Source organism: Mycobacterium parmense, assembly GCF_010730575.1.
Taxonomy (GTDB): domain Bacteria; phylum Actinomycetota; class Actinomycetes; order Mycobacteriales; family Mycobacteriaceae; genus Mycobacterium; species Mycobacterium parmense.
Genome location: NZ_AP022614.1, coordinates 2,464,386 through 2,487,773 on the forward strand (window position 1 = coordinate 2,464,386; position 23,388 = coordinate 2,487,773).

Here is a 23,388-nt window from a genome sequence, read left to right on the forward strand (position 1 = left end):
ATACGCCAGTAATCGCGCGTCACGAGGGGATCGCGTCCTGGCATCTGCGCCCGATGCGCCAATGGCAGGATGTGCTTGTGCTTAGCGCAGGACCCGTCACCAGCAGGCGGGGCGTGCTCGCCGGGGGCGCGGCTCTGGCCGCGTTGGGGGTGGTGGCTTCCGCCTGCGGCGAGGCCCCGCCCAAACCCCCGCAGGTCGAAGAGCTGCTGGGGCCGTTAGACCAGGCCAGACGCGACAGCGCGCTCGCCGGCGCGGCCGCGGCGGCCGTCGGCAACCCGCCGCAGGTCGCCGCCGCGCTGGCGGTCGTCGCGTCGCAACGCGCCGCCCATGCCCGCGCTCTGTCCACGGAGATCTCGCGGGCGGCGGGCAAGCTGACGTCGTCGTCGTCGAGCGAGACGACCACCCCTGCCCCCACCGAGTCGGGTCCGCCGCCACCTCCCCCGCCCCCGCCGCCGCTGGCGGACGTGATCGACGCGCTCCGGGTGTCCGCCGACAGCGCGAGCCGCCTGGTGGCGACCTCGTCGACCTATCGGGCGGGGCTGCTGGCGTCCATCGCCGCCTCCTGCACCGCGTCCTACACCGTCGCGCTGGTGCCCGGGGGCCCGTCGATATGACGTCCGGCAAGGACGCCGACAACGCCGCGTGGTGCGACGCGCTGGCCGTCGAGCACTCGACCATCTACGGGTACGGCATCGTGTCGGCGCTGTCGCCGCCCAGCGTCAACGACCTGGTGGTGGAGGCCCTCGACCAGCACCGCCAGCGCCGCGACGACGTCATCGCGATGCTGGCCGCCCGGAAAGTCACCCCGCCGCCCGCCGCCGCCGGCTACCAGCTGCCCATGCTGGTGGCCAGCCCTGCGGACGCGGCGCGCCTGGCCGCGCGAATGGAGAACGACGGTGCGGCCGCGTGGCGGGCCGTCGTCGAGCGTTCCGAGACCGGGCAGGACCGTTCGTTCGCCTCCACGGCGCTGACGCAGAGCGCGGTGATGGCCGCCCGGTGGAACCGGGTGCTGGGCGCGTGGCCGATCACGACGAGCTTTCCCGGCGGGAACGACTAGCCGCACTCAGCCGGCGAGCGCCGCCGCGACGTCGGTGGCCAGCGCCGGTCCGGCGGCCAGCTCGCGGGTCTCCGAAGTGAAACGGTCGCGCAGCTCGACGACGCCGTTGCCCCAGCCCCGCCCGATCACGACGATCCGCGGCACGCCGAGCAGCTCGGCGTCCTTGAACTTCACCCCGGGCGACGCCTGGCGGTCGTCGAGCAGCACCTCGACCCCCAGGCGGTCCAGGTCGTCGGCCAGCGCGAAAGCCCCGGCGCGGGCGTCGGAGTCCTTGTTGGCGATGACCAGGTGGACGTCGAACGGGGCGGCGGCCGACGGCCAGCGCAGGCCGAGCTCGTCGTGGTGCTGTTCGGCGATGACGGCGACCAGCCGCGACACCCCCAGGCCGTAGGAGCCCATGGTCAGGCGCACCGGCTTGCCGTCCTCGCCGAGCACGTCCACGGCGAACGCGTCGGTGTATTTGCGGCCGAGCTGAAAGATGTGGGCGACCTCGATGCCGCGCGCCGACACCAGCGGGCCCGCGCCGTCGGGCGAGGGGTCTCCGTCGCGCACCTCTGCGGCCTCGATGGTGCCGTCGGCGGTGAAGTCGCGGCCGGCCACCAGCCCCACGACGTGGCGGCCGGGCTGATCCGCCCCGGTGATCCAGCTGGTGCCGTCCACCACCCGCGGGTCGAGCAGGTAGCGCACGCCGTTGTCGCGCAGCGCTTTCGGACCGATGTAGCCCTTCACCAGGAAGGGGTGTCTGGCGAAGTCGGCGTCGTCGAGCATCGCGTATTCGGCCGGCTCCAGCGCCGCGCCCAGCCGCTTGTCGTCGACCTCGCGGTCGCCGGGCAGGCCGATGGCCAGCAGCTCCCAGTCCTTGCCGGGCTCCCGGACCTTGAGCAGGACGTTCTTCAACGTGTCGGCCGCCGTCACCGCGCGTCCCAGGCCCAGGTCCGCCGCGTTGGCCCAGTCGACCAGGGTGGCGATCGTCGGGGTGTCGCCGGTGTCGTGGACCTGGGCGGCCGGCAGCGCGACCACGACTTCCGCGGGCGGCCCCTGCGGGGGCGTGGTCACGACCGCCTCCACGTTGGCCGCGTAGCCGGACTGCAGGCAGCGCACGAAGGTGTCCTCACCGACCGGGCTCTCGGCCAGGAACTCCTCGGAGGCGCTGCCGCCCATGGCCCCCGACACCGCCGACACGATCACGTAGCGCACCCGGAGGCGATCGAAGATGCGCTGGTAGGCGTCGCGGTGCGCGTGATAGGCCGCCTTGAGTCCGGCGTCGTCGATGTCGAACGAGTAGGAGTCCTTCATCACGAATTCCCGGACGCGCAGGATTCCGGCCCGGGGGCGCGCCTCGTCGCGGTATTTGTTCTGGATCTGGAACAGCAGCAGCGGAAACTCCTTGTAGGAGCTGTATTCGCCCTTCACCGTCAAGGTGAACACTTCCTCGTGCGTCGGGCCCAGCAGGTAGTCGTTGCCGCGGCGGTCCTGCAGCTTGAACACGCCGTCGCCGTATTCGGCCCACCGGTTGGTGGTCTCGTACGGCGCGCGCGGCAGCAGCGCCGGGAACAGGATCTCCTGGCCGCCGATGGCGTTCATCTCTTCGCGCACGACGGCTTCGATCTTGCGCAGCACCCGCAGCCCGAGGGGCAGCCAGCTGTACAGTCCCGGCGCGACGGGCCGGATGTATCCGGCGCGGATCAGCAGCTTGTGGCTGGGCACTTCCGCGTCGGCGGGATCGTCGCGCAGGGTGCGCAGGAACAGCTGGGACATCCGGGTGATCACAGCGGGCCAGCCTAGCCGGGCGTCAGGAGCACACCGGGAGGCACGGGTGATTCGCGGATGCGCCGTGGCCGGCGCCGGTTGGTCGAGGGACGGGGCTTAAAGCTCCCCGGCGTCGATCGCTTCCTTGACCTCCTGGGCGTGGGCCACCTGCTCGGGGGTGTAGCCGATGAGCAGCGCCGCACCGCCGACGATGACGGCCACCCCGGCCACCCACAACAGCCCGTAGGTGTAGCCGTGGTCGAGCGCGTGCAGTTGCGCGGCGTTCATGAACTTCACCGGGCCGGTGGTGCCGCCCAGGTACAGCGTGCGCGAGGTGATCACCGCCTGGATGACGGCCAGCACCAGCGGACCGCCCAGGCTCTGCAGCATGAGCGCGATGGCCGACACCGGGCCGATCTGGTCGAATCCGACACCGGCGATCGCCGACAGGGTCAGCGGGACGACGCAGATGCCGATCCCGATTCCCCCGACGATGATCGGCAGCACCAGGTTGGGGAAGTAGGGCACGCCGCGCTGCATGAACAGCGAGCCGTAGATCATCGCCCAGAAGAGCAGGAGGCCGCCCCCGATGGTCAGCACCCGCGGGGAGAACCGCGACACCAGCTGAGACGACAGGCCGAGGCCGATCCCCATCGCGATCACGAACGGGATGAAGCCGACGCCGGCGCGCAGCGCGCTGTAGCCCAGGACGTCCTGCACGTACAGGCCGATGCACACCGTCAGGCTGAACATGAGCCCGCCCGCCAGGAAGATCGCGACGAACGTCACCAGCCGGTTGCGGTCCCGGAACAGCTCGAACGGGACGACGGGGTTCTCCGCGGTGCGCTCGACGATGACGAAGGCCAGGGCCGCACCCAGCGCCACCACCCCCGAGCCGATCGTGGTAACCGAGACCCAGCCCTTTTCCGGACCCATCGAGAAGGCGAACACGGCGGCGGTGCAGGCCAGTGTGGCGAGCATCGCCCCGGTGGCGTCCAGCTTCATCCGCTCGCGGTTGGTCTCACGCAGCGCGGTGCGGGCCAGGTAGATCATCACCAGGCCGATAGGGACGTTGACCAGGAAAGCCAGCCGCCAGGACAGCTCGGTCAGCGCGCCGCCGACCACCAGGCCCATGACCGACCCGATCGCGGTCATGGCCGCGAACACCGCCGTCGCGAAGTTGCGCGCCGGCCCCTTGGGGAACGTGGTCGCGACGAGGGCGAGCCCGGTCGGCGAGGCGATGGCCGACCCGATGCCCTGCAGCAGCCGGGCGGTGACCATGGTCGCGTCGTCCCAGGCGACCGCGCAGAGCACCGACGAGATGGTGAACAGCGTCACGCCGACGATGAAGGTGCGCTTGCGCCCGATGGTGTCGCCGAGGCGCCCACCCAGCAGCATCAGGCCGCCGAAGGTGAGCACGTAGGCGGTGATCACCCAGCTGCGGCCCGCGTCGGACAGGCTCAGCTCGTTCTGGATCTTGGGGAGCGCGACGATGGCCACGGTGCTGTCCATGGTCGCCAGGAGCTGCATGCCGCCGATGGCGATCACGGCCGCGATGAACCGCCGGGAAGGCAGCCACGTGGGGTAGTACTTGCTCAGACGTGTGGGGGCGGTCTCCACCGGGCGCGCCTGGCGCGCCGGGGCCGGACGATCGGGGCGCGCAGAGGTCCAGTTGTGGACCGCGCGCTCACTGTCGTTGAGAGCCGTCATAATGGGTTACCTTACAGTAATCTTAAGAATCGTTTAAAGCCCGAACGCGGCCACCGCCCCGATCACGATGATCGCGGGAGGTCGTATGCCCTCGGCGCGGATCTTCTCCGGCGTGTCGGCCAGCGTCGCCCGCAAAGTATGCTGTGCGGACGTCGTGCCGTGCTGCACCACGAGCACGGGCGTATCCGCAGGTCGGCCGCCTTTCAGTAGCACATCGGCGAACAGCTCGATGCGCTCCACGGCCATCAGCAAAACGATGGTGCCCGACATTGCTGCCAGCGCATCCCAATTCACTAACGATTCGGGATGATCGGGCGCCAGATGCCCGCTGACCACCACGAACTCGTGGTTCATGGCCCGGTGCGTGACCGGAACCCCGGCCAGCGCGGGCACGCCTATGGCACTCGTCACACCCGGCACCACCGTCACCGGGACGCCGGCGTCCGCGCACGCCAGCACCTCCTCGTAGCCGCGCGCGAACACGAACGGGTCGCCGCCCTTGAGGCGGACGACGAACTTTCCCGCCTTGGCGCGTTCGATCATGACGTCGTTGATGGCGTCCTGCGCCATCGCCCGGCCGTACGGGATCTTGGCGGCGTCGATGACCTCCACGTGCGGCGGCAGCTCGGCGAGCAGCTCGGCCGGCGCGAGCCGGTCGGCGACCACGACGTCGGCCTGGGCGAGCAGACGACGCCCACGCACGGTGATCAGTTCGGGGTCGCCGGGGCCGCCGCCGATCAGCGCCACCCCGCCGCGGGCGGCGTCGTGGCTCGCGGAACCCTCCGGGGTGATGAGGCCGGTCTGCAGGGCCTCCCGGATGGCCGAGCGGATGGCGGCCGACCGGCGATGCTCGCCGCCGGCGAGGACGCCGACCGCCAGACCCGCGTAGTTGAAGCTCGCCGGGGTCACCGCGGTTCCCTCCACGGCGACGTCGGCGCGCACGCAGAAGATGTGCCGGGTGTCGGCCTCGGCGACGATCGCCGCGTTCACCTGCGGGTCATCGGTGGCGGCTATGGCGTACCAGGCGCCGGCGAGGTCGCCCTCCCGGTAGTCGCGCAGCGACAACGTGATTCCGGCCATCGCCTCGACCGCGGGCGTGGCGGTGCGCGAGATCACGTGCACGTCGGCCCCGCTGGCGATGAGCAGGGGTAACCGGCGCTGGGCCACCGAGCCGCCGCCGACCACGACGACCTTTTTGCCGGCCAGGCGCAGTCCAACAAGGTAGGAGCTCTCGGTCACCCGGCAAGCCTAGCCGGGCGCCGCGGCCTAACCAGCGGGCCGGGCGGCGGCGTGCGCGACGAAGCGCGCGACCGCCCGAGGCGCCGCGGCCGGGTGGGTGTGCAGGTAAGACGCGTGCACCCCGGCGTGCACGGCCCCGTCCTGCGCCCGGTCTGGGCCGTCGCCCCGATACACCCACGCCGGCGGATAGCCATCGCTGAAGGTGACTGTGGTGCGGTGGAATTCGTGGCCCACCGCCCGCTGGCCGACCGAATACAGCGGCGAGTCGGCGACCGCGACGGCGTCGCGGTAGGCCAGTGTGAGCCGCGAGGTGAACCGGGCCGAGCCGGCCAGCACAGCGCACATCGGATGGCCGTCGAGTTCGGTGGCCAGGTAGATCAGCCCGGCGCATTCGGCGTGGACGGGCGCCCCGGCGGCGGCAAGGGCGTTGATCTGTCGGCGGACGACGTCGTTGGCCGACAGCTCTGCGGCGAACTGCTCGGGGAAGCCCCCGGGTAGCAGCACCGCGTCGGTGCCGTCGGGCAACGGGTCGGCGAGCGGGTCGAACTCGACCACCTCGGCGCCCGCGGCCCGCAGCAGCTCGGGATGTTCGGCGTAGCCGAAGCTGAAGGCCCTGCCGGCGGCCACGGCCACGGTGGCAGGCCCATGCGGCGGCTGCCCGATCGCGGTCGACGGGTCCCACGCCGGTCCGCCGTCGCGGCCCCCGGCCGTCGCGACGACGGCGGCCAGGTCGACGTGGCGGGCGACCAGGGCGGTCATCGCCTCGACCGCGAGCTCAGCGCGTCGCCCGTACTCGACGGCGGTCACCAGCCCGAGATGCCGTGAGGGCACCTCCAATTCGTCGATCCGGGGTATGGCGCCCAGCACCGGCACGCCGGCCTGCTCGCACGCCTGCCGCAGCACCTCCTCGTGCCGGGCCGAACCCACCCGGTTGAGGATCACGCCCGCCACCCGTGTCGCGGTGTCGAACGTCGAAAAGCCGTGCAGCAGTGCGGCCATGCTGTGGCTCTGACCGCGCGCATCGACGACGAGGATCACCGGCGCGCCCAGCAGGCCGGCGACGTGGGCGGTGGAGCCGGTGGCGGGTGCGGTTGCCGAAGAGCCGATTCGGCCGTCGAACAGGCCCATGACACCCTCGACCACCGCGATGTCCGCGCCGCGGGCGCCGTGGGCGTACAGCGGCCCGATCAGCTGCTCGCCCACCAGCACCGGGTCGAGATTGCGGCCGGGGCGCCCCGCCGCGAGGGCGTGATAGCCGGGGTCGATGAAGTCCGGGCCGACCTTGAACGGGGCGACCGCGTGGCCGGCCCGTCGCAACGCGCCGATCAGACCCGTTGCGATCGTGGTTTTTCCGCTGCCGGAGGCCGGCGCGGAGACGACGACGGCGGGAACGCTCACCGGCGGACCCGCGAACGTCCGCAGAATGACAGTGAACACGGCGTGTCGCCGTACAGACACGGGCGCTCGCGGGCGAATCGGGCGGCGTTCACCACTCGATGCCCTTCTGGCCCTTGCGGCCCGCGTCCATCGGGTGCTTGACCTTGGTCATCTCGGTGACCAGGTCGGCGGCCGCGACCAGCCGCGCGGGCGCGTCACGGCCGGTGATCACCACGTGCTGGTGACCGGGCCGCGCGAGCAGGGCGTCGACCACCTCGTCGACATCCATCCAGCCCCACTTCAGCGGGTAGGTGAACTCGTCGAGCACGTAGAAGTCGTGTTGCTGCGCCGAAAGCCGACGTGCGATCTCGGCCCAGCCCTCCGCGGCGGCCGCGGCGTGGTCGGCCTCGCTACCCGCCTTGCGCGACCACGACCAGCCCACTCCCATCTTGTGCCATTCGACGGGCCCGCCGACCCCGTGTTGCCGGTGCAACTCGCCGAGTTGGCGGAAGGCCGCCTCCTCGCCCACCTTCCACTTGGCGCTCTTGACGAACTGGAAGACCGCGACGTCGAGCCCGACGTTCCAGGCGCGCAACGCCATTCCGAACGCGGCCGTCGACTTCCCCTTGCCGGCGCCGGTGTGCACGGCCAGCACCGGGGCGTTGCGCCGGGCCCGGGTGGTCAAACCGTCGTCGGGGACTTGCAGCGGAGTTCCCTGCGGCATGAACGCTCACCTCCCTCCGCCATCAGGCCGCGTCGCGCACGGTCTGCGTCAACGACTCGGCATGCAACTGTTCGAGCCGCACGACCGGCGCGCCCAGCTGGCGCGCCAGCTGCCCGGCCAGCCCGAGGCGCACGTACGACGTCTCGCAGTCGACCACCACCGCGGCCGCCCCCTCGGCGACCAGCCGGGCGGCCGCGGAGCGGCTGCGGCCCAACGGGTCCGGCCCCGCGGTGGCCCGTCCGTCGGTGAGCACCACCACCAGGGGACGGCGGGCCCGGTCGCGCGACTTCTCCCGCACGATCAGCTCGCGCGCGGCGAGGAGGCCCTCGGCCAGCGGCGTCCTGCCGCCGGTGTCGAAGCCCTCCAGCCGCCGCGCGGCGATGTGCGCCGACGACGTCGGCGGCAGCAGCAGCCGAGCCTCCTGCCCGCGGAACGTGATGACCGCGACCTTGTCGCGCCGCTGGTAGGCGTCGCGCAGCAGCGACAGCGTGGCGCCGCCGACCGCGGCCATGCGGTCGCGGGCGGCCATCGAACCCGACGCGTCGACCACGAATATCACCAGGTTGCCTTCGCGCCCTTCGCGGATCGCCCGCCGCACGTCCTGCGGCGCGGGGCGCAGCGGACCGGCGCCGGCGCGGCCGGCGGCCGACAGCAGAGTGGCGAACAGATGCAGCCCGTGCGCGCCCGCGGCGGCCCCTTGGGCGCCGTCGGCGGCCGCCACCACGCTGCCGGAGCTGTTGCGGGCCCGCGACCGCCGCCCCGGGGCGCCGGCGCCCAGCCCGGGCACCGTCAGGGCGCGCGTGCGGAACACCTTCGACGGCGGGGCGCTGGGCCGCGGTGGCGCGGGCTGGCCGGCGGAATTCGAATTGCTCTGCGGGACACCGTCTTGTGCAGCCGGGTCGTGCGCTGATGGGCCGCCGCCCGGCGGATCGGGATCGGCGTCCGGGTCGGGCCCGGCGTCTGCGCGGGCCAGCGCGTCGTCGAGCTGGCCGCGGTCGAGGGCCGGGTCGTCGAACGGGTCGCGCCGGCGCCGGTGCGGCAGCGCCAACTCGGCCGCCACCCGGATGTCCTCCTGGGCAACGCGGTTCGCGCCGCGCCAGGCGGCGTGCGCGGCGGCGGTGCGCGCCACCACCAGGTCGGCTCGCATCCCGTCGACGTCGAAGGCCGCGCACACCGACGCGATCCGCCGTAACTCGTTGTCCGGCAGCACCACGTCGGCGGCGAGCGCCCGGGCCGCGGCGATCCGACCGGCCAGCTCGGCGTCCGCGTCGGCATAGCGGGCGGCGAACCCGTCGGGATCGGCCTCGTAAGCCATCCGCTGCCGGACGACTTCCATGCGCACCTCGACGTCCCGGGAGGCGCGCACCTCGACAGTGAGGCCGAACCGGTCCAGCAGCTGCGGACGCAGCTCTCCCTCCTCGGGATTCATGGTGCCGATGAGCACGAACCGGGCCTCGTGCGTGTGCGAGACCCCGTCACGCTCGACGTGCACCCGCCCCATCGCGGCGGCGTCGAGCAACACGTCGACCAGGTGATCGTGCAGCAGGTTGACCTCGTCGACGTAGAGCACGCCGCCGTGCGCCCGGGCCAACAGCCCGGGCGAGAAGGCGTGCTCGCCGTCGCGCAGCACCCGCTGCAGGTCCAACGACCCGATGACCCGGTCTTCGGTTGCGCCCAAAGGCATTTCGACGAGGCCGCTACCGTCGTTGCCGGTCGCGGCGGACAGCAGCGAGGCCAGCCCGCGCACGGCCGTCGACTTGGCCGTGCCCTTCTCGCCGCGGATCAGCGCGCCGCCGATCTCCGGGCGCACGGCGCACAGCAGCAGCGCGAGCCGCAGCGTGTCTTGCCCGACGATCGCGCTGAACGGGTACGGCCTCACGGCAGCTGCGCCAGACCCGAGCCGGGCCGCAGCATCGGCACGTGCGGGACGCCGCCGTCGAGGAAATCCTCGCCGTCGCGGATGAATCCGTGCTGGGCGTACATCTCGGCCAGATACGTCTGGGCGTCGATCCGGCACGGGCAATTGCCGACCTCGGCCAGCGCCGCCCGCAGCAGGCGGGTGGTGTGGCCCTGCCCGCGCGCGGCGCGCTTGGTGCACAACCGGCCGATCCGGAAGACTTTCTCGCCGCCGGGGTGCTCCTCCATCAGCCGCAGCGTGCAGATCACCTCGCCGTCGGACGTTTCCAGCCAAAAGTGCCGGGTTTCGGCGAGCAGGTCGCGCCCGTCCAGCTCGGGGTACGGCGCCGCCTGCTCGACCACGAACACCTCCACCCGCAGCTTCAGCAGCTCGTAAAGCGTCTTGGCGTCAAGGTCTTTGGCCCAGGCGCGTCGCAAAGCCTCGCTCATGACCGGACCATCCCCAATTGCAGCACCTTGCTCCCCCAAGCCCATACCTCGTCGTAAAGCCCCGGCTCCCGGGACAACTCAACCCCCAGCGACGGCACCATCTCCTTCAGGGCGGGCAGCCAGGAGCGGTAGCGGTCCGGGAAGCACATGCGTAACACGTCGAGCATCGCCGCGACCGACGTCGACGCCCCCGGGGACCCGCCGAGCAGTCCGGCGATGCTGCCGTCGGCGGCGCCCACCAGCGTGGTGTTGAAGTCGAGCACGCCGCCCCGGCGTTTGTCGCGCCGGATCACCTGCACCCGCTGACCGGCGACCGTCAGCTCCCAGTCGGCATCCGCTGCCCGGGGCGCGAATTCGCGCAGCACGTGCAGCCGGTCGGGCTCGGAGAGCCGCAGCTGGCCGATCAGGTAGCTCAGCAGCGTCAGTTGAGTGACGCCGACGCCCACCATCGACGCCAGATTGTGCGGCTTGATCGAGCGGGGCAGGTCGGTGACGCGGCCGTGCTTGAGGAACTTGGGTGACCACCCCGCGTAGGGCCCGAACACCAGCCACGACTTGCCGTTGACGAACCGCAGGTCGAGGTGCAGCGCGCCCAGCGGCGGCGCTCCCGGCGCCGGCATTCCGTAGACCTTGGCCCGGTGCGCGGCGACCAGCGCCGGGTTGTCAGCCCGCAGGAACCGGCCCCCGATCGGGAAACCGGCGAAGCCCCTGACCTCTTCGATGCCGGACTTCTGTAGCAGCGGCAGGGCGTCCCCGCCCGCGCCGACGAACACAAACCGGGCGTTCAGCCGCCGCTTCACGCCGGTGCGCCGATTGCCGATCAACAGCGTCCAGCGGCCGTCGGAGTCCCGCGTGAGGTTGCGGACTTCGTGCCCGAACAGCGCCGTGGCGCCGTGGCGCACGCAGTAGCCGACGAGCTGACGAGACAGCGCGCCGAAATCGACGTCGGTGCCGTGCGGGGCCCAGTTGAGTGCGGTCGGCTCGGACCAGTCGCGCCCGGCGGCCATCAGCGGCAGCCGGCGGACGAACTCGTCGGCGTCGTCGATGAGTTCCGTGCCCGCAAACAGCGGGTTGGCCGCCAGCGCTTGCTGCCGCCGTCGCAGGTAGTCGACGCGGTGGGCGCCGCGCACGAAGCTCACGTGCGGGATCGGGCTGACGAATCCGGCGTCGGTGAGGATGCCATTCTCGACGGCATAGGCCCAGAACTGACGGCTCACCTGGAACTGCTCGTTGATACGCACCGCTTTGGTGATGTCGATGGAGCCGTCGGCGTTCTGCGGGGTGTAGTTCAGCTCGCACAGCGCGGAATGCCCGGTGCCGGCGTTGTTCCAGGGACTGCTGCTCTCGGCGGCGACGGCGTCGAGCCGCTCGATGACGGTGATGGACCAGTCCGGCTGCAGCCGGCGCAGCAGGGCACCGAGCGTGGCGCTCATGATGCCCGCGCCGACCAGCGCGACGTCCGTCCGCGCGGTTTCCGCCACCGATGACACGGGTTTCGTCGGTCCTTCCTGACGTCGTTCGGCGATCCCGCCCGTTTCTCAGGTTATCCCGACGCGACCTGCTCCAACGACCTGTGCCTCCCGGTGATGGGACGCCGCTAAGCTGGCGTCGTGACTGGCTGGCAGCCCGATGTCCTGCCGGGCTACTGGCAGCGCACCATCCCGCTGGGGTCCGACCCGGCCGGCGAGGGCGAGATCGTCGCGACACTGGTGCGGCGAGGCCGCGAGCAGGCGGCGGCTCGCCCCGCCCACGCCGTCCTGGCGGTGCACGGCTACACCGACTACTTCTTCCACACCGCGCTGGCCGACCACTTCGCCGAGCGCGGGTTCGCGTTCTACGCGCTGGACCTGCAAAAGTGCGGCCGGTCGCACCGCGAGGGCCAGACGCCGCACTTCGTCACCGACCTCGCCAACTACGACGCCGAGCTCACCCACGCCCTGCGGATGGTCGCCGAGCAGACCGGTCCGGGCCGGGTGATGGTGTACGGCCATTCCGCCGGCGGGCTCATCGTCTCGCTGTGGCTGGACCGGCTGCGACGACGGGATGCGGCTACGCACGCCTGCATCGGCGGCCTGGTGCTCAACAGCCCGTTTCTGGATCTGCACGGACCGGCGATCCTGCGCCACTGGGTGACCTCGGCGCTGCTGGCCGGGCTGTCGCGGGCGCGATCCAAGGGCGTGGCGCGCACGCCCGGCGTGGGCGGATACGGCACCACTTTGCATCGGGACTACTCCGGCGAGTTCGACTACAACCTGCAGTGGAAACCCGTGGGCGGCTTCCCGATCACGTTCGGCTGGCTGCACGCCGTGCGCCGTGGCCAGGCCCGGCTGCACCGCGGGCTCGACGTCGGCGTACCCAACCTGATCCTGCGGTCGGACCACAGCGTGCGCGAGAGCACCGACCCGGCGGCGATGCAGCGCGGTGATGCGGTGCTCGACGTCACCCAGATCGCCCGGTGGGCGGGCTGCATCGGGAATCGCAGCACCGTCGTCCCGGTCGCCGACGCCAAACACGACGTGTTCCTGTCACTGCCGTGGCCGCGCCGACTGGCCTACCGGCAACTCGACCTCTGGCTGGATCATCACCTCGGCGCCCAGACCGACGCCCCGGCGTTGTCCGAGGACGGGTGACGGGCCGCGCGGGATGCGCGGGATGCAAACCTCAACACCCTGAGCGCTTGAGCGAGCGCGGCCCACGCTGCGCGGCCTGGCACCGCGGGCACAGCCCGTGCAGCGTCAGACCGGCCGCCTCCGACAGCGCGAAGGAACTGCCCGCCATCGCGTGCTCGAGCGCCGCGCTGAGCTGGCGCGCGGGCACCTCGATGATCGACTCGCACTGGGTGCACACCGCATGGTGGTGCGGCGCGATCGCCAGCCCGTAGGTGCAGACGCCACCGTCGAGCGTCAGCGCGTGCAGCACCCCCTGCTCGACCAGCGTGGTCACCGTGCGGTAGATGGTCGCCACGTCGGGCGGCGCGGCGCCCGGCGGCATGCAAGCGCGCACCCGCTGGTGGATCTCCGCCACCGGAAGGTGACCGTTGACCGGCTCGAGCACCGCCAACACCTGGATGCGCGAAGCCATTCGCCGCAGCCCGCGGGAGCGCAGGAATTCGCCGATCCGGTCGGTGACGGCGGGGTCGAGGACCACCGGCTTTGGCTTCACGTGTTCAGTGTTGCTCCCGACCACGGGCGGCGCCAGTTTTCACCGATTCCCGGCGCGGCCATCATGCGACCGAGTTGCATCGGGCCCGGGCCGAACATACAGTCGTCCCGGCCGTCTTCTGCCCGATGCCGGAGGGACCCCAGTGGCCAGTGCCGATCTCGACCGGCGGCTGCCGTTCGTCACGAAGCTGCACGGCGCGCTCACCGCCGCGGAGTGGTGGCGGCTCGCGTCGATGGCGGCGTTCGTCGCCGCGCTGCACGTCGTCGGTTGGTGCACGCTGGTCTTGGTCGTCGAACCCGCGCAGCTGACGGTGGGCGGCAAGGCGTTCGGCGTCGGGATCGGGCTCACCGCCTACACCCTGGGCTTGCGGCACGCGTTCGACGCCGACCACATCGCCGCCATCGACAACACCACGCGCAAGCTGATGAACGACGGGCGGCGGCCCCTGGCCGTCGGGTTCTTCTTCTCCCTGGGCCATTCGACGGTGGTGTTCGGCCTGGCGGTGTTGCTGGCGACGGGCGTCAAGGCGGTCGTCGGGCCGGTCGAAGACGACTCCTCGACGCTGCATCACTACACGGGCCTGATCGGCACGGGCGTCTCTGGCCTCTTCCTCTATCTGATCGCCATTTTCAACGTCGTCGTGCTGGTGGGGATCCTGCGCGTGTTCGCGCGGCTGCGCCGCGGCGAGTTCGATGAGGCGGAGCTGGAGCGGCAGTTGGACAACCGCGGGCTGATGAACCGGTTCCTCGGCCGCCTCACCAAGTCGATCACCCGGTCCTGGCACTGCTACCCCATCGGGTTGTTGTTCGGGCTCGGCTTCGACACCGCCACCGAGATCGCGCTGCTGGTGCTGGCGGGCACCAGCGCCGCGGCCGGGTTGCCGTGGTACGCCATCCTGTGCCTGCCGGTGCTGTTCACCGCCGGCATGTGCCTGTTGGACACCATCGACGGCTCGTTCATGAACTTCGCCTACGGTTGGGCGTTCTCCAACCCGGTGCGAAAGATCTACTACAACATCACCATCACCGCGTTGTCGGTGGCGGTGGCTCTGCTGATCGGCAGCGTGGAGCTGCTGGGGTTGTTCGCCGGGCAGTTCGGCTGGCGGGGCGGATTCTGGGACTGGGTCAGCGGTCTGAACCTCAACGCGGTCGGCTATTTCGTCGTCGGCATGTTCGTCGCCACCTGGGTGGTGGCGCTGCTCGTCTGGCGCTACGGGCGCATCGAGGAGAAGTGGAAGGCGACCGAAACGGCGACCTAGTTCTCACCGCCGGCGATCGGGTGTAGAACAGTGCTCATGCACGAGCTGTCGCTGTGCGAAGCCATCGCCGGTGTGGTCAGGACGCACGCCGACGGCCGGCACGTCGAGGTGGTGCGGGTGCGGATCGGCGCTTTGCGCCAGGTGGTGCCGGAATCGCTGTCCTTCTGCTGGAGCCTCGTGCGGGATTCCGAGGACATGCCGGACGCCGAGCTGGAACTCGAGTGCGTCGGCGCCGAGGTCGGGTGCCGCGCGTGCGGGCGGCGATCGGACATCACCTCGGCGTGGTCGATCTGGTGCCCGCAGTGCGACAGCACCGACGTCGAGGTGCTGCGCGGTAACGAATTCCTGGTGACGTCGCTGGACGTGTCGTGAAAGGCGTTGACCATGGGTAGGTTCCACCGCCACGACGACCAGACGGTGCACGCGCACGACCACGATCACCCCGGTCACCAGCACGGCGACCACGATCGCTACCAGACGGGCAGGCAGCGGGTCGACGTGCTGGAGGCCATCTTCGCCGAGAACGACACCCTGGCCGAAGCCAACCGGGAAGCGTTCGCGACCAACGGCATTCGCGCCCTGAACCTGATGAGCTCACCGGGATCGGGCAAGACGACCATCCTGCAGGCCACACTCGACGAACTCGCGGGTGACCTCTCGATCGGCGTGGTCGAAGGCGACATCGCCACCGACCTGGATGCCGCCAAGCTCCGCGGTCGCGGTGCCCAGATCTCGTTGCTGAACACCAGCAACGGTTTTGGCGGCGAATGCCATCTTGACGCGCCCATGGTCAGCCGCGCGCTGCCCGGCCTCGACCTGCCGGGCCTGGACCTGGTGATCATCGAAAACGTCGGCAACCTGGTCTGTCCGGCCGAGTTCGACGTCGGCGAGCACGCCAAGGCCATGGTGTACTCGGTCACCGAGGGCGAGGACAAGCCGCTCAAGTACCCGGTGATGTTTCGGGCGGTGGATGTGGTGCTGCTCAACAAGATTGACCTGGTGCCCCACCTCGACGTCGACGTCGACACCTACATCGCGAATGTACGCGAGGTGAACGCCGCGGCGCCCATCCTGCCGGTCAGCGCGCGCACCGGTGCGGGCATGGAGGCCTGGTACGGCTGGCTGCGGCGCTTCGCGGGCGGCGCGCAGAACTGAGATTTTGCAACCGATTTGCATGACGATCCGGTCCGGTCGGCCCAACCCGCAACGGGATGCGGCCAAAACCAGTGCAATGCGACGCATGTGCAACTACTGAGGTCGGCCGCAACCGTTGACATTGCACGACGGCGGGAGTAGACCCGGAAATTAGCGCTGCGCAAGTGGGCCGACGGTCGACTCCGGTGGCGCAGGAGCCATTCAGCCCGGCTCCGGAAAGCTGCAGCATGCCAACCGACGCAGCAGTCAAAGCAGAACAAACGTTGATTCATGTTCTCTGGATCAATGCGGGGCTCAGTTGTGACGGCGATTCGGTGGCGTTGACTGCCGCCACCCAGCCCAGCGTCGAGGAGATCGCCCTCGGCGCGCTTCCGGGCCTCCCCCAGGTCGCCGTGCACTGGCCGCTGATCGACTTCGAGTGCGGACCCAACGGTGGGGCCGACGACTTCCTCGAGTGGTTCTTCAAGGCCGATCGTGGTGAATTGGAACCCTTCGTTCTGGTCGTCGAGGGGTCGATCCCCAACGAGAAGATCAAGGACGAGGGCTACTGGTGCGGGTTCGGCAACGACCCGGCCACCGGCCAGCCGATGACCACCAGCGAGTGGCTCGACCGGTTGGCGCCCAAGGCGACCGCGATAGTCGCGGTCGGCACCTGTGCCACCTACGGCGGCATCCACGCCATGGCCGGCAACCCGACCGGCGCGATGGGAGTGCCGGATTACCTGGGCTGGGACTGGAAGAGCAAGGCCGGGATACCGATCGTGTGCGTGCCCGGATGCCCCATCCACCCCGACAACCTCTCGGAGACGCTGACCTACCTGCTGTACATGGCCACCGGCCAGGCACCGATGATTCCGCTCGACGACGCGCTGCGTCCCCAGTGGTTGTTCGGCAAGACCGTGCACGAGGGGTGTGACCGGGCCGGCTATTACGAGCAGGGCGATTTCGCCACCGAGTACGGGTCACCGAAATGCATTGTGAAGCTGGGCTGTTGGGGTCCGGTCGTCAAGTGCAACGTGCCCAAGCGCGGATGGATCAACGGCGTCGGCGGCTGCCCCAACGTGGGCGGGATCTGCATCGGCTGCACCATGCCGGGCTTCCCGGACAAGTTCATGCCGTTCATGGACGAGCCCCCGGGCGGCAGGGTGTCCACCGCCGCGTCGGGCCTGTACGGGAGCGTGATCCGCAACCTGAGGGCCATCACCGGGCGCACCGTCGACAAGGAGCCGCGGTGGCGCCACAACGGCAACCAACTCACCACCGGAGCGCGCCGCACCTGGTAGGTGCCGGCGCGCTTCATTCCTTTTAGCCGTCCAGGCGGAGAGCGGTATCTGCTATGACAACCACCATTCCCGAACCCACCCAAGCCGGGCGCAAACCCGGCCAGCTCGTCGACATGGCCTGGGACCCGATCACCAGGATCGTCGGCAGCCTCGGCATCTACACCAAGATCGACTTCGAGAACAGAGAGGTCGTCGAGTGCCACAGCACCTCGTCGATCTTCCGCGGCTACTCGATCTTCATGAAGGGCAAGGATCCGCGCGACGCCCACTTCATCACCAGCCGGATCTGCGGCATCTGCGGCGACAACCACGCCACCTGCTCGTGCTACGCGCAGAACATGGCCTATCGCGTCAAGCCTCCGCACCTCGGCGAGTGGATCGTCAACCTCGGCGAGGCCGCGGAATACATGTTCGACCACAACATCTTCCAGGAGAACCTGGTCGGGGTGGACTTCTGCGAGAAGATGGTCTCCGAGACCAACCCGAGCGTGCTGTCCCTGGCGGAGAAGACTCAGGCGCCGCACGCCGACGCGCACGGGTATCGCACCATCGCCGACATCATGCGCTCGCTCAACCCGTTCAGCGGCGAGTTCTACCGCGAGGCGCTGGTGGTCAGCCGCTGGACGCGGGAGATGTTCTGCCTCATGGAGGGTCGCCACGTGCACCCGTCCACGCTGTACCCCGGCGGGGTGGGCACCGTCGCGACCATCCAGCTGATGACCGACTACATGACCCGGCTGATGCGCTACGTCGAGTTCATGAAGAAGGTCGTGCCCATGCACGACGACCTGTTCGACTTCTTCTATGACGCACTGCCCGGCTACGAGAAGGTCGGCCTGCGCCGCACCCTGCTGGGCTGCTGGGGCTCCTTCCAGGACCCCGAGGTGTGCAACTTCGAGTACAAGGACATGGAGCGCTGGGGTAACGCGATGTTCGTGACCCCGGGCGTGGTGGTCGACGGCAAGCTGGTCACCCACTCGCTGGTGGACATCAACCTGGGCATCCGAATCCTTTTGGGCAGTTCGTATTACGACGACTGGACCGACCAGGAGATGTTCGTGCAACGCGATCCGCTGGGCAACGCCGTCGACCGCCGGCATCCGTGGAATCAGCACACCAACCCGCACCCGCAGAAGCGGGACATGGAAGGTGGCAAGTACAGCTGGGTGATGTCGCCGCGCTGGTTCGACGGAAAGGACCACCTCGCGCTGGACACCGGCGGCGGCCCGCTCGCGCGGCTGTGGTCCACGGCGCTGGCCGGGCTGGTCGACATCGGCTACGTCAAGGCGACCGGCAACAGCGTCAAGATCAACCTCCCCAAGACCGCCCTGAAGGGTCCGGTGGAGTTCGAGTGGAAGGTGCCCAAGTACGGCAGCAACACGATCGAACGCGACCGTGCGCGCACCTACTTCCAGGCCTATGCGGCCGCGTGCGCGCTGCACTTCGCCGAGAAGGCCCTCGAGGAGATCCGCGCCGGGCGCACCAAGACGTGGGAAAAGTTCGAGGTGCCCGACGAGGCCATCGGCTGCGGCTTCACCGAGGCGGTGCGCGGCGTGCTCAGCCACCACCTGGTGATCCGGGACGGCAAGATCGCCAACTACCACCCGTACCCGCCCACCCCGTGGAACGCCAACCCGCGCGACAGCTACGGAACGCCGGGCCCCTACGAAGACGCGGTGCAGGGCCAACCGATCTTCGAGGAGAACGGCCGGGACAACTTCAAGGGCATCGACGTGATGCGCACGGTGCGCAGCTTCGATCCGTGCCTGCCCTGCGGTGTGCACATGTACCTGGGGAAGGGAAAGACCCTGGACAGATTGCACACACCCACCCAGTCACCCGCCGAGTGACGATCGCAAGCGCGGCGCAGCCGGGCGCAGCGGGTCGTCACACTAAGGGAGGACGCACGGTGGATCGCCCGGAAACCCTTGAGACACAGACGCAGTGGCGTACGGCGGGCGATCGGATCCAGACTCTTCTGGATTCCTGCGCGGCGAGCGGGCCGGCCGCGTACGAACGGGCCCGGCAGCTGGTCGCCGAGGTGGTCGGGCTCTACGGAGCCGGGCTGGAACGGATCGTCGAGATCGGGGAGGGGGGTCTGGCCGAGCGGCTGGCCACCGACGACCTGGTGGCCAGCCTGCTCCTGGTTCACGGCCTGCACCCGCACGACGTGCACCGCCGGGTCTCCGACGCGCTGGAACGGGTGCGTCCCTACCTGGGTTCGCACGGCGGGGACGTCGACCTGCTGGAGGTCCGCGGCGACACGGTGCGGCTCGCTTTCGAAGGCAGCTGCAAGAGTTGCCCCTCGTCGGCGGTGACGCTGGAGCTGGCGGTCGAGGACGCGATCCGCGCGGCCGCGCCGGAGATCGGCTCGATCGAGGTGGTCACCACCGAGCGGACCGGCATGATTCCCGCCGAATCGCTGATGGCACACCTGCATTCGGATGGCCACGGGCCCACCGAGTGGCATCCGGCGCCGGAGCTCGGTGAGCTGAGGGCGGGCGAGGTCGCCGGGTTCGTCATCGGCGGGACCGCGCTGCTGGCCTGCCGGGCCGGTGACCAGACGTTCGTCTACCGGGACCACTGCCCGGTCTGCGACGACACCCTGGCCGGGGCGACGCTGCTGGGCACGCTGCTGCGTTGCCCGCGCTGCGGGGTGGATTTCGACGTCGCGCGCGCCGGCGCCGCCGCCACCGCGGCACCCCTGGTCCCGGTGCCGCTGCTGAGTCGCGACGGTGTGCCTTCGCTGGCTCTGCGCGAAGCGCTGGGGGCGGACGCATGACCACCCCCTTCGACGTGCTCACCCGCATCCGCAGCAACCGGCCGCCGCCCGAACCGGAGTACGAGCGGTGTGAGATGTGCTCGGAGTCGATCGCCGACGAGCACCAGCACGTGGTGAATGTGGGTGCCCGGCAACTGATGTGCGTCTGCCGCGCCTGCTATCTGCTGTTCACCGATCCGCACGCCGAGCTGCGCTACCGCGCGGTGCCCGACCGTTATCTCGCCTTCGCGGACTTCGCGCTGGACCGCCGCGCGTGGGAGTCCCTGCAGATCCCGGTCGGGGTCGCGTTCTTCTTCGCCAACTCGGCGCTGGGCCGCACCGTCGCCTTCTACCCCGGCCCCGCCGGGGCGTGCGAGTCCGAGTTGGACCTCGACGCCTGGGGAGCCATCAGCGACGCCGACCCGCGGGTGAGCCTGCTGGCCGAGGACGTGGAGGCCCTGCTGATCCGGGTTCCCGAGGACTCCGATTCGTCGCCGCCGCAATGCTTCCTGGTCCCGATCGACGCCTGCTACGAATTCGTCGGGCGGTTGCGGATGCTGTGGCGGGGCTTCGACGGCGGCCAGCAGGCGCGCGCGTTCATCGACGACTTCTTCACCCGGGTCGCGGCCCGGGCCGTTCGGACGCTGCCATGACCGACCGGCCACTGGACGTGGACTTCACGGTCACCGACGTGGCGCCCGAGCCCTACACCGTCACCCCCATGCTCACCGCGCGTGTCGGCGTCACGGTCGCAGGTCCCGGTGCCGCGGACCCGGTGCACGCCATCGCGCTGCGCTGCCAGGTCCGCATCGAGCCGCTGCGGCGCTCGTACTCCGACGACGAGGCGGCGGGCCTGACCGATCTGTTCGGACCCCGCGAACGCTGGGCGACCACCCAGCGCACGTTTCTGTGGCAGCACTGCACCGCGATGGTCCCGGGCTTCTCCGGCCACACGTCCGTGGCCCTGCCGCTGGACTGCACCTACGATTTCGAGGTCGCCGCGGCCAAATACCTGCATGCGCTGCGCGGCGGCGCGTTGCCCCTGCAATTCCTGTTCAGCGGAACGATCTTCGTGAAATCGCCGCGCGGGTTCTCGGTCCAGCAGGTGTCATGGGACTGCGAGTCCCGCTACGACATGCCGGTCGCGGCCTGGCGGGATCTGATCGCTCAGCACTATCCGAACAGTGGCTGGGTGCGGCTGAACCACGAGACCATCGCCGCGCTGGCCGGCTACAAGTCGGCGCGCGGGCTGCTCGACCTCGACCACGCGGTCACCTCCCTGCTGGACGCCGAACGGCAGGCTGCTCGATGACGCAGACCCCGAGCCGGGACCGGGCCCGCGCCGTCGCCGACGCGGTGCTCTACGAGGGCTACCTGCTCTACCCCTACCGGGGAACCTCGAGCAAGAATCAATCGCGTTGGCAGTTCGGCGTTCTGGGGCCCGCCGGCGCGGCGGCCGCGGGCCTGGGCGAGGACGACCGCCTGGCCGCGGAGTTCCTGGTCGACCGCGCCGGCGCGGTCACCCTGGTGGTCCGGTTCTTGCAGTTGCAGCGCCGCCGGGCCGAGCGTGCGAGCGCCACCGGTGAGTTCGAGACCGTTCCCGAGCTGACCACACCGGCCGGCTCGTGGCTGACGTGGGACGAGGCCGTCGAATTCGAGAGGTCCTTCGGCCCTATCGCCCTGGACGGTCGGGCAAGGACGCTGTCGATGGTGGCAGAGGCGGCGACCGACATCGAAATGCTCGACGGCGGACGCCTGGTGCGCCAACGAGAGGAGGTTCGGGGCGTGCTGACGGTCGCCAGTGAGAGCGATGGCGACCTTGTCCGGGTGTCGGTGCGGGTCTGCAACCTCAGCGCGCCGGCCGCCGACAAGGACGAGGCGATCGCACGGTCCATGATCGGCACGCATGTGATCGCCGAGGCGGTTGACGGCCGGTTCGTCTCACTGCTCGAGCCCCCACCACCCGCGACCGGGGCGGCAGCGCGGTGCACCCGGCACCGCTGCTTCCCGGTGCTGGCGGGCCCGCCGGGAACCCACGACGTGCTGTTGATCTCCCCGATCATCCTCTACGACCACCCCGAGGTGGCCGAACAGAGCAACACCGCGCTCTACGACTGCACCGAGATCGACGAGATCCTCACCCTGCGCGTGATGACGATGACGGACGAGGAGAAGGCGCAGGCCCGCGCCACCGACCCGCGGGCGGCCCGCATCGTCGACCAGTGCGACGCCATGTCGCCCGAAGCGATGGCCGCGCTGCACGGCGTGCTGCGCGATCCGCACGCTCTCGACGCCTCGGCCGCGCTGATCCCCGAGATCCCCGAGGGCGTCGATTGGTGGGACCCGTTGGCCGACAACGCCGTTCGTCCGGAGATCGACGCGGTCCTGGTGAACGGGGTCAGGGTGGCCCGGGGCAGCCGCGTCCGGTTGCACCCGCGGCGCAACGCCGATGCGCAGGACATCTTCGTCGCCGGCAAGACCGCGCGGGTCACCTCCGTGCACGAGGACGTCGAGGGCGACAAGCACGTCGGGGTGGTCGTCGACGACGACCCCGCGGCCGATCTGCACGACTGGTACGGCCGCTACCTCTACTTCTCCCCCGACGAGGTCGAACCTCTGGAAGACCAACACAGTCCGTTGTGAAAGGAGATCGAAATGGAAGTGATGGGTTGGATATTCGCGGCCATCCTCGCGCTGGTGTTCGCGGTGGGCCTGGTGCTCGGCGTGGCGTCCCTGCCCGATGCGCGCCGCTACCTGAGACTGAGGCGGATGTAGGTCTTCGGGCACCGGCAATGGCAGCACGCATCCTGGTCGCCGGGATCGGCAACATCTTCCTCGGCGACGACGGGTTCGGTTCGGAAGTCGTTCGCAACGCGGATCTCTCGCCGGACGATTCGGGCGTCCGCGTCACCGACTACGGCATCCGCGGCATGCACCTGGCCTACGATCTTCTCGAGGACTGGGACGCGCTGGTGCTCGTCGACGCCGTCCCCAGCCGCGGCAACCCGGGCGCCCTGCACGTCTTCCAGGCCGAACACGACGACCCTGACCATGACTCCGGCTGCGACGCAATGGGAGTGGACGCGCACAGCATGGACCCGCAGGCGGTGTTCGCCAGCCTGCGGGCCTTGGGCGGCAGGCTGCCCTACACGGTCGTCGTGGGATGCGAAGCCGGCAGCGTCGAGGAGGGCATGGGCCTCACCGACCCGGTGGCCAGGGCCGTTCCCCGGGCCGCGCGGGCGGTCGAGGAGATCGTCGCGGCCTTGCGGATTCCGATGGGGCGCGAGCTTTCCCGAGAGGACGGCTAAGCGATGTGCCTTGGCATACCCGGGCAGGTGATCCGGATGCTGGACGGTTACGAGGGGCAGCTGGCGCTGGTCGACGTCACCGGGGAGCCGCGCAGGATCAACGTCGGGATGTTGCCCGAGGAAACGTTCGCGCCCGGGGACTGGGTCATCATCCACATGGGTTTCGCCGTCGAGAGAACGGACCGCGCCGGGGCCGAGCAGGCGATGGCCGGTCTCGAGCTGATGGGTCGGGGCCGCGTCGACTCGGAGGGCGGTTGAG

At 70.2% G+C, this 23,388-nt stretch carries 24 protein-coding genes; 15 read left to right on the top strand and 9 right to left on the bottom strand.

Annotated features, from left to right (window positions below):
- Positions 1 to 77: 77 nt before the first annotated feature.
- A complete protein-coding gene (locus G6N48_RS11105) occupies positions 78 to 614 on the top strand; it encodes a twin-arginine translocation signal domain-containing protein (RefSeq protein ID WP_372511290.1) in 537 nt (178 codons plus the stop codon).
- Complete coding sequence (locus G6N48_RS11110; RefSeq protein ID WP_085269242.1) at positions 611 to 1,057, top strand: ferritin-like domain-containing protein; 447 nt, start codon at positions 611 to 613, stop codon at positions 1,055 to 1,057. The genes G6N48_RS11105 and G6N48_RS11110 overlap by 4 nt, the downstream gene beginning before the upstream one ends.
- A gap of 6 nt (positions 1,058 to 1,063) precedes the next feature.
- On the opposite strand, the gene G6N48_RS11115 is transcribed toward G6N48_RS11110, so the two are convergent.
- The 8 genes from G6N48_RS11115 to mqo form a co-directional block, all read right to left on the bottom strand.
- On the bottom strand, positions 1,064 to 2,827 hold the full coding sequence (locus G6N48_RS11115; RefSeq protein WP_085269241.1) for a proline--tRNA ligase: 1,764 nt from the start codon (positions 2,825 to 2,827) through the stop codon (positions 1,064 to 1,066).
- A gap of 96 nt (positions 2,828 to 2,923) precedes the next feature.
- Positions 2,924 to 4,516, bottom strand: coding sequence for an MFS transporter (locus G6N48_RS11120; protein ID WP_085269240.1), 1,593 nt, complete (start codon positions 4,514 to 4,516; stop codon positions 2,924 to 2,926).
- A 33-nt stretch (positions 4,517 to 4,549) separates the two neighbouring features.
- On the bottom strand, positions 4,550 to 5,755 hold the full coding sequence (gene cobA / locus G6N48_RS11125) for a uroporphyrinogen-III C-methyltransferase (protein WP_085269239.1): 1,206 nt from the start codon (positions 5,753 to 5,755) through the stop codon (positions 4,550 to 4,552).
- Between the two features lie 27 nt (positions 5,756 to 5,782).
- The gene (locus tag G6N48_RS11130) at positions 5,783 to 7,153 is read right to left on the bottom strand and encodes a cobyrinate a,c-diamide synthase (protein ID WP_085269255.1); all 1,371 of its coding nucleotides are present in this window, start codon (positions 7,151 to 7,153) and stop codon (positions 5,783 to 5,785) included.
- Positions 7,154 to 7,241: 88 nt separating this feature from the next.
- Positions 7,242 to 7,856 carry a cob(I)yrinic acid a,c-diamide adenosyltransferase gene (gene cobO, locus G6N48_RS11135; RefSeq protein WP_085269238.1) on the bottom strand — a complete coding sequence of 205 codons (615 nt, stop codon included), beginning with the start codon at positions 7,854 to 7,856 and terminating at the stop codon, positions 7,242 to 7,244.
- A gap of 22 nt (positions 7,857 to 7,878) precedes the next feature.
- Complete coding sequence (locus tag G6N48_RS11140; protein WP_085269237.1) at positions 7,879 to 9,735, bottom strand: magnesium chelatase subunit D family protein; 1,857 nt, start codon at positions 9,733 to 9,735, stop codon at positions 7,879 to 7,881.
- Positions 9,732 to 10,202 carry a GNAT family N-acetyltransferase gene (locus G6N48_RS11145; protein WP_085269236.1) on the bottom strand — a complete coding sequence of 157 codons (471 nt, stop codon included), beginning with the start codon at positions 10,200 to 10,202 and terminating at the stop codon, positions 9,732 to 9,734. The genes G6N48_RS11140 and G6N48_RS11145 overlap by 4 nt, the downstream gene beginning before the upstream one ends.
- Positions 10,199 to 11,683 carry a malate dehydrogenase (quinone) gene (mqo, locus tag G6N48_RS11150; RefSeq protein ID WP_139825773.1) on the bottom strand — a complete coding sequence of 495 codons (1,485 nt, stop codon included), beginning with the start codon at positions 11,681 to 11,683 and terminating at the stop codon, positions 10,199 to 10,201. Before mqo ends, G6N48_RS11145 begins: the two co-directional genes overlap by 4 nt.
- A gap of 129 nt (positions 11,684 to 11,812) precedes the next feature.
- Between mqo and G6N48_RS11155 the strand changes: the two genes are divergently transcribed.
- Positions 11,813 to 12,832 carry an alpha/beta hydrolase gene (locus tag G6N48_RS11155; protein ID WP_085269234.1) on the top strand — a complete coding sequence of 340 codons (1,020 nt, stop codon included), beginning with the start codon at positions 11,813 to 11,815 and terminating at the stop codon, positions 12,830 to 12,832.
- 31 nt (positions 12,833 to 12,863) lie between these two features.
- Here G6N48_RS11155 and G6N48_RS11160 read toward each other — a convergent pair whose 3' ends face one another.
- Complete coding sequence (locus G6N48_RS11160) at positions 12,864 to 13,364, bottom strand: Fur family transcriptional regulator (RefSeq protein WP_232066598.1); 501 nt, start codon at positions 13,362 to 13,364, stop codon at positions 12,864 to 12,866.
- Positions 13,365 to 13,506: 142 nt separating this feature from the next.
- Here G6N48_RS11160 and nicT point away from each other — a divergent pair, with 142 nt between their 5' ends.
- The 12 genes from nicT (at position 13,507) to G6N48_RS11215 (ending at position 23,387) form a co-directional block, all read left to right on the top strand.
- A complete protein-coding gene (gene nicT / locus G6N48_RS11165; protein WP_085269233.1) occupies positions 13,507 to 14,622 on the top strand; it encodes a Nickel transporter NicT in 1,116 nt (371 codons plus the stop codon).
- Positions 14,623 to 14,658: 36 nt separating this feature from the next.
- Positions 14,659 to 14,994 carry a hydrogenase maturation nickel metallochaperone HypA gene (locus G6N48_RS11170; protein ID WP_085269232.1) on the top strand — a complete coding sequence of 112 codons (336 nt, stop codon included), beginning with the start codon at positions 14,659 to 14,661 and terminating at the stop codon, positions 14,992 to 14,994.
- Positions 14,995 to 15,006: 12 nt separating this feature from the next.
- Positions 15,007 to 15,777 carry a hydrogenase nickel incorporation protein HypB gene (hypB, locus tag G6N48_RS11175; protein WP_085269231.1) on the top strand — a complete coding sequence of 257 codons (771 nt, stop codon included), beginning with the start codon at positions 15,007 to 15,009 and terminating at the stop codon, positions 15,775 to 15,777.
- Between the two features lie 227 nt (positions 15,778 to 16,004).
- Positions 16,005 to 17,060, top strand: a complete 1,056-nt coding sequence (locus G6N48_RS11180; RefSeq protein ID WP_085269253.1) for an NADH-quinone oxidoreductase subunit B family protein — start codon at positions 16,005 to 16,007, stop codon at positions 17,058 to 17,060.
- 53 nt (positions 17,061 to 17,113) lie between these two features.
- On the top strand, positions 17,114 to 18,910 hold the full coding sequence (locus tag G6N48_RS11185; protein WP_085269230.1) for a nickel-dependent hydrogenase large subunit: 1,797 nt from the start codon (positions 17,114 to 17,116) through the stop codon (positions 18,908 to 18,910).
- 59 nt (positions 18,911 to 18,969) lie between these two features.
- Positions 18,970 to 19,842 (top strand): NifU family protein, encoded by an 873-nt coding sequence (locus tag G6N48_RS11190; RefSeq protein WP_085269229.1) that lies wholly within the window; start codon positions 18,970 to 18,972, stop codon positions 19,840 to 19,842.
- Entirely contained in the window at positions 19,839 to 20,474 is a 636-nt protein-coding gene (locus G6N48_RS11195) for a DUF5947 family protein (RefSeq protein ID WP_085269228.1), read from the top strand. Before G6N48_RS11190 ends, G6N48_RS11195 begins: the two co-directional genes overlap by 4 nt.
- Positions 20,471 to 21,133, top strand: coding sequence for a DUF6084 family protein (locus G6N48_RS11200; protein ID WP_085269227.1), 663 nt, complete (start codon positions 20,471 to 20,473; stop codon positions 21,131 to 21,133). Before G6N48_RS11195 ends, G6N48_RS11200 begins: the two co-directional genes overlap by 4 nt.
- The gene (locus G6N48_RS11205; RefSeq protein ID WP_085269226.1) at positions 21,130 to 22,464 is read left to right on the top strand and encodes a hypothetical protein; all 1,335 of its coding nucleotides are present in this window, start codon (positions 21,130 to 21,132) and stop codon (positions 22,462 to 22,464) included. The genes G6N48_RS11200 and G6N48_RS11205 overlap by 4 nt, the downstream gene beginning before the upstream one ends.
- Positions 22,465 to 22,476: 12 nt before the next feature.
- Complete coding sequence (locus G6N48_RS28900; RefSeq protein WP_372511289.1) at positions 22,477 to 22,596, top strand: DUF6893 family small protein; 120 nt, start codon at positions 22,477 to 22,479, stop codon at positions 22,594 to 22,596.
- Between the two features lie 17 nt (positions 22,597 to 22,613).
- On the top strand, positions 22,614 to 23,129 hold the full coding sequence (locus G6N48_RS11210; protein WP_085269225.1) for a hydrogenase maturation protease: 516 nt from the start codon (positions 22,614 to 22,616) through the stop codon (positions 23,127 to 23,129).
- 3 nt (positions 23,130 to 23,132) lie between these two features.
- Positions 23,133 to 23,387 (top strand): HypC/HybG/HupF family hydrogenase formation chaperone, encoded by a 255-nt coding sequence (locus G6N48_RS11215; protein ID WP_085269224.1) that lies wholly within the window; start codon positions 23,133 to 23,135, stop codon positions 23,385 to 23,387.
- The last annotated feature ends 1 nt before the right edge of the window (position 23,388 follow it).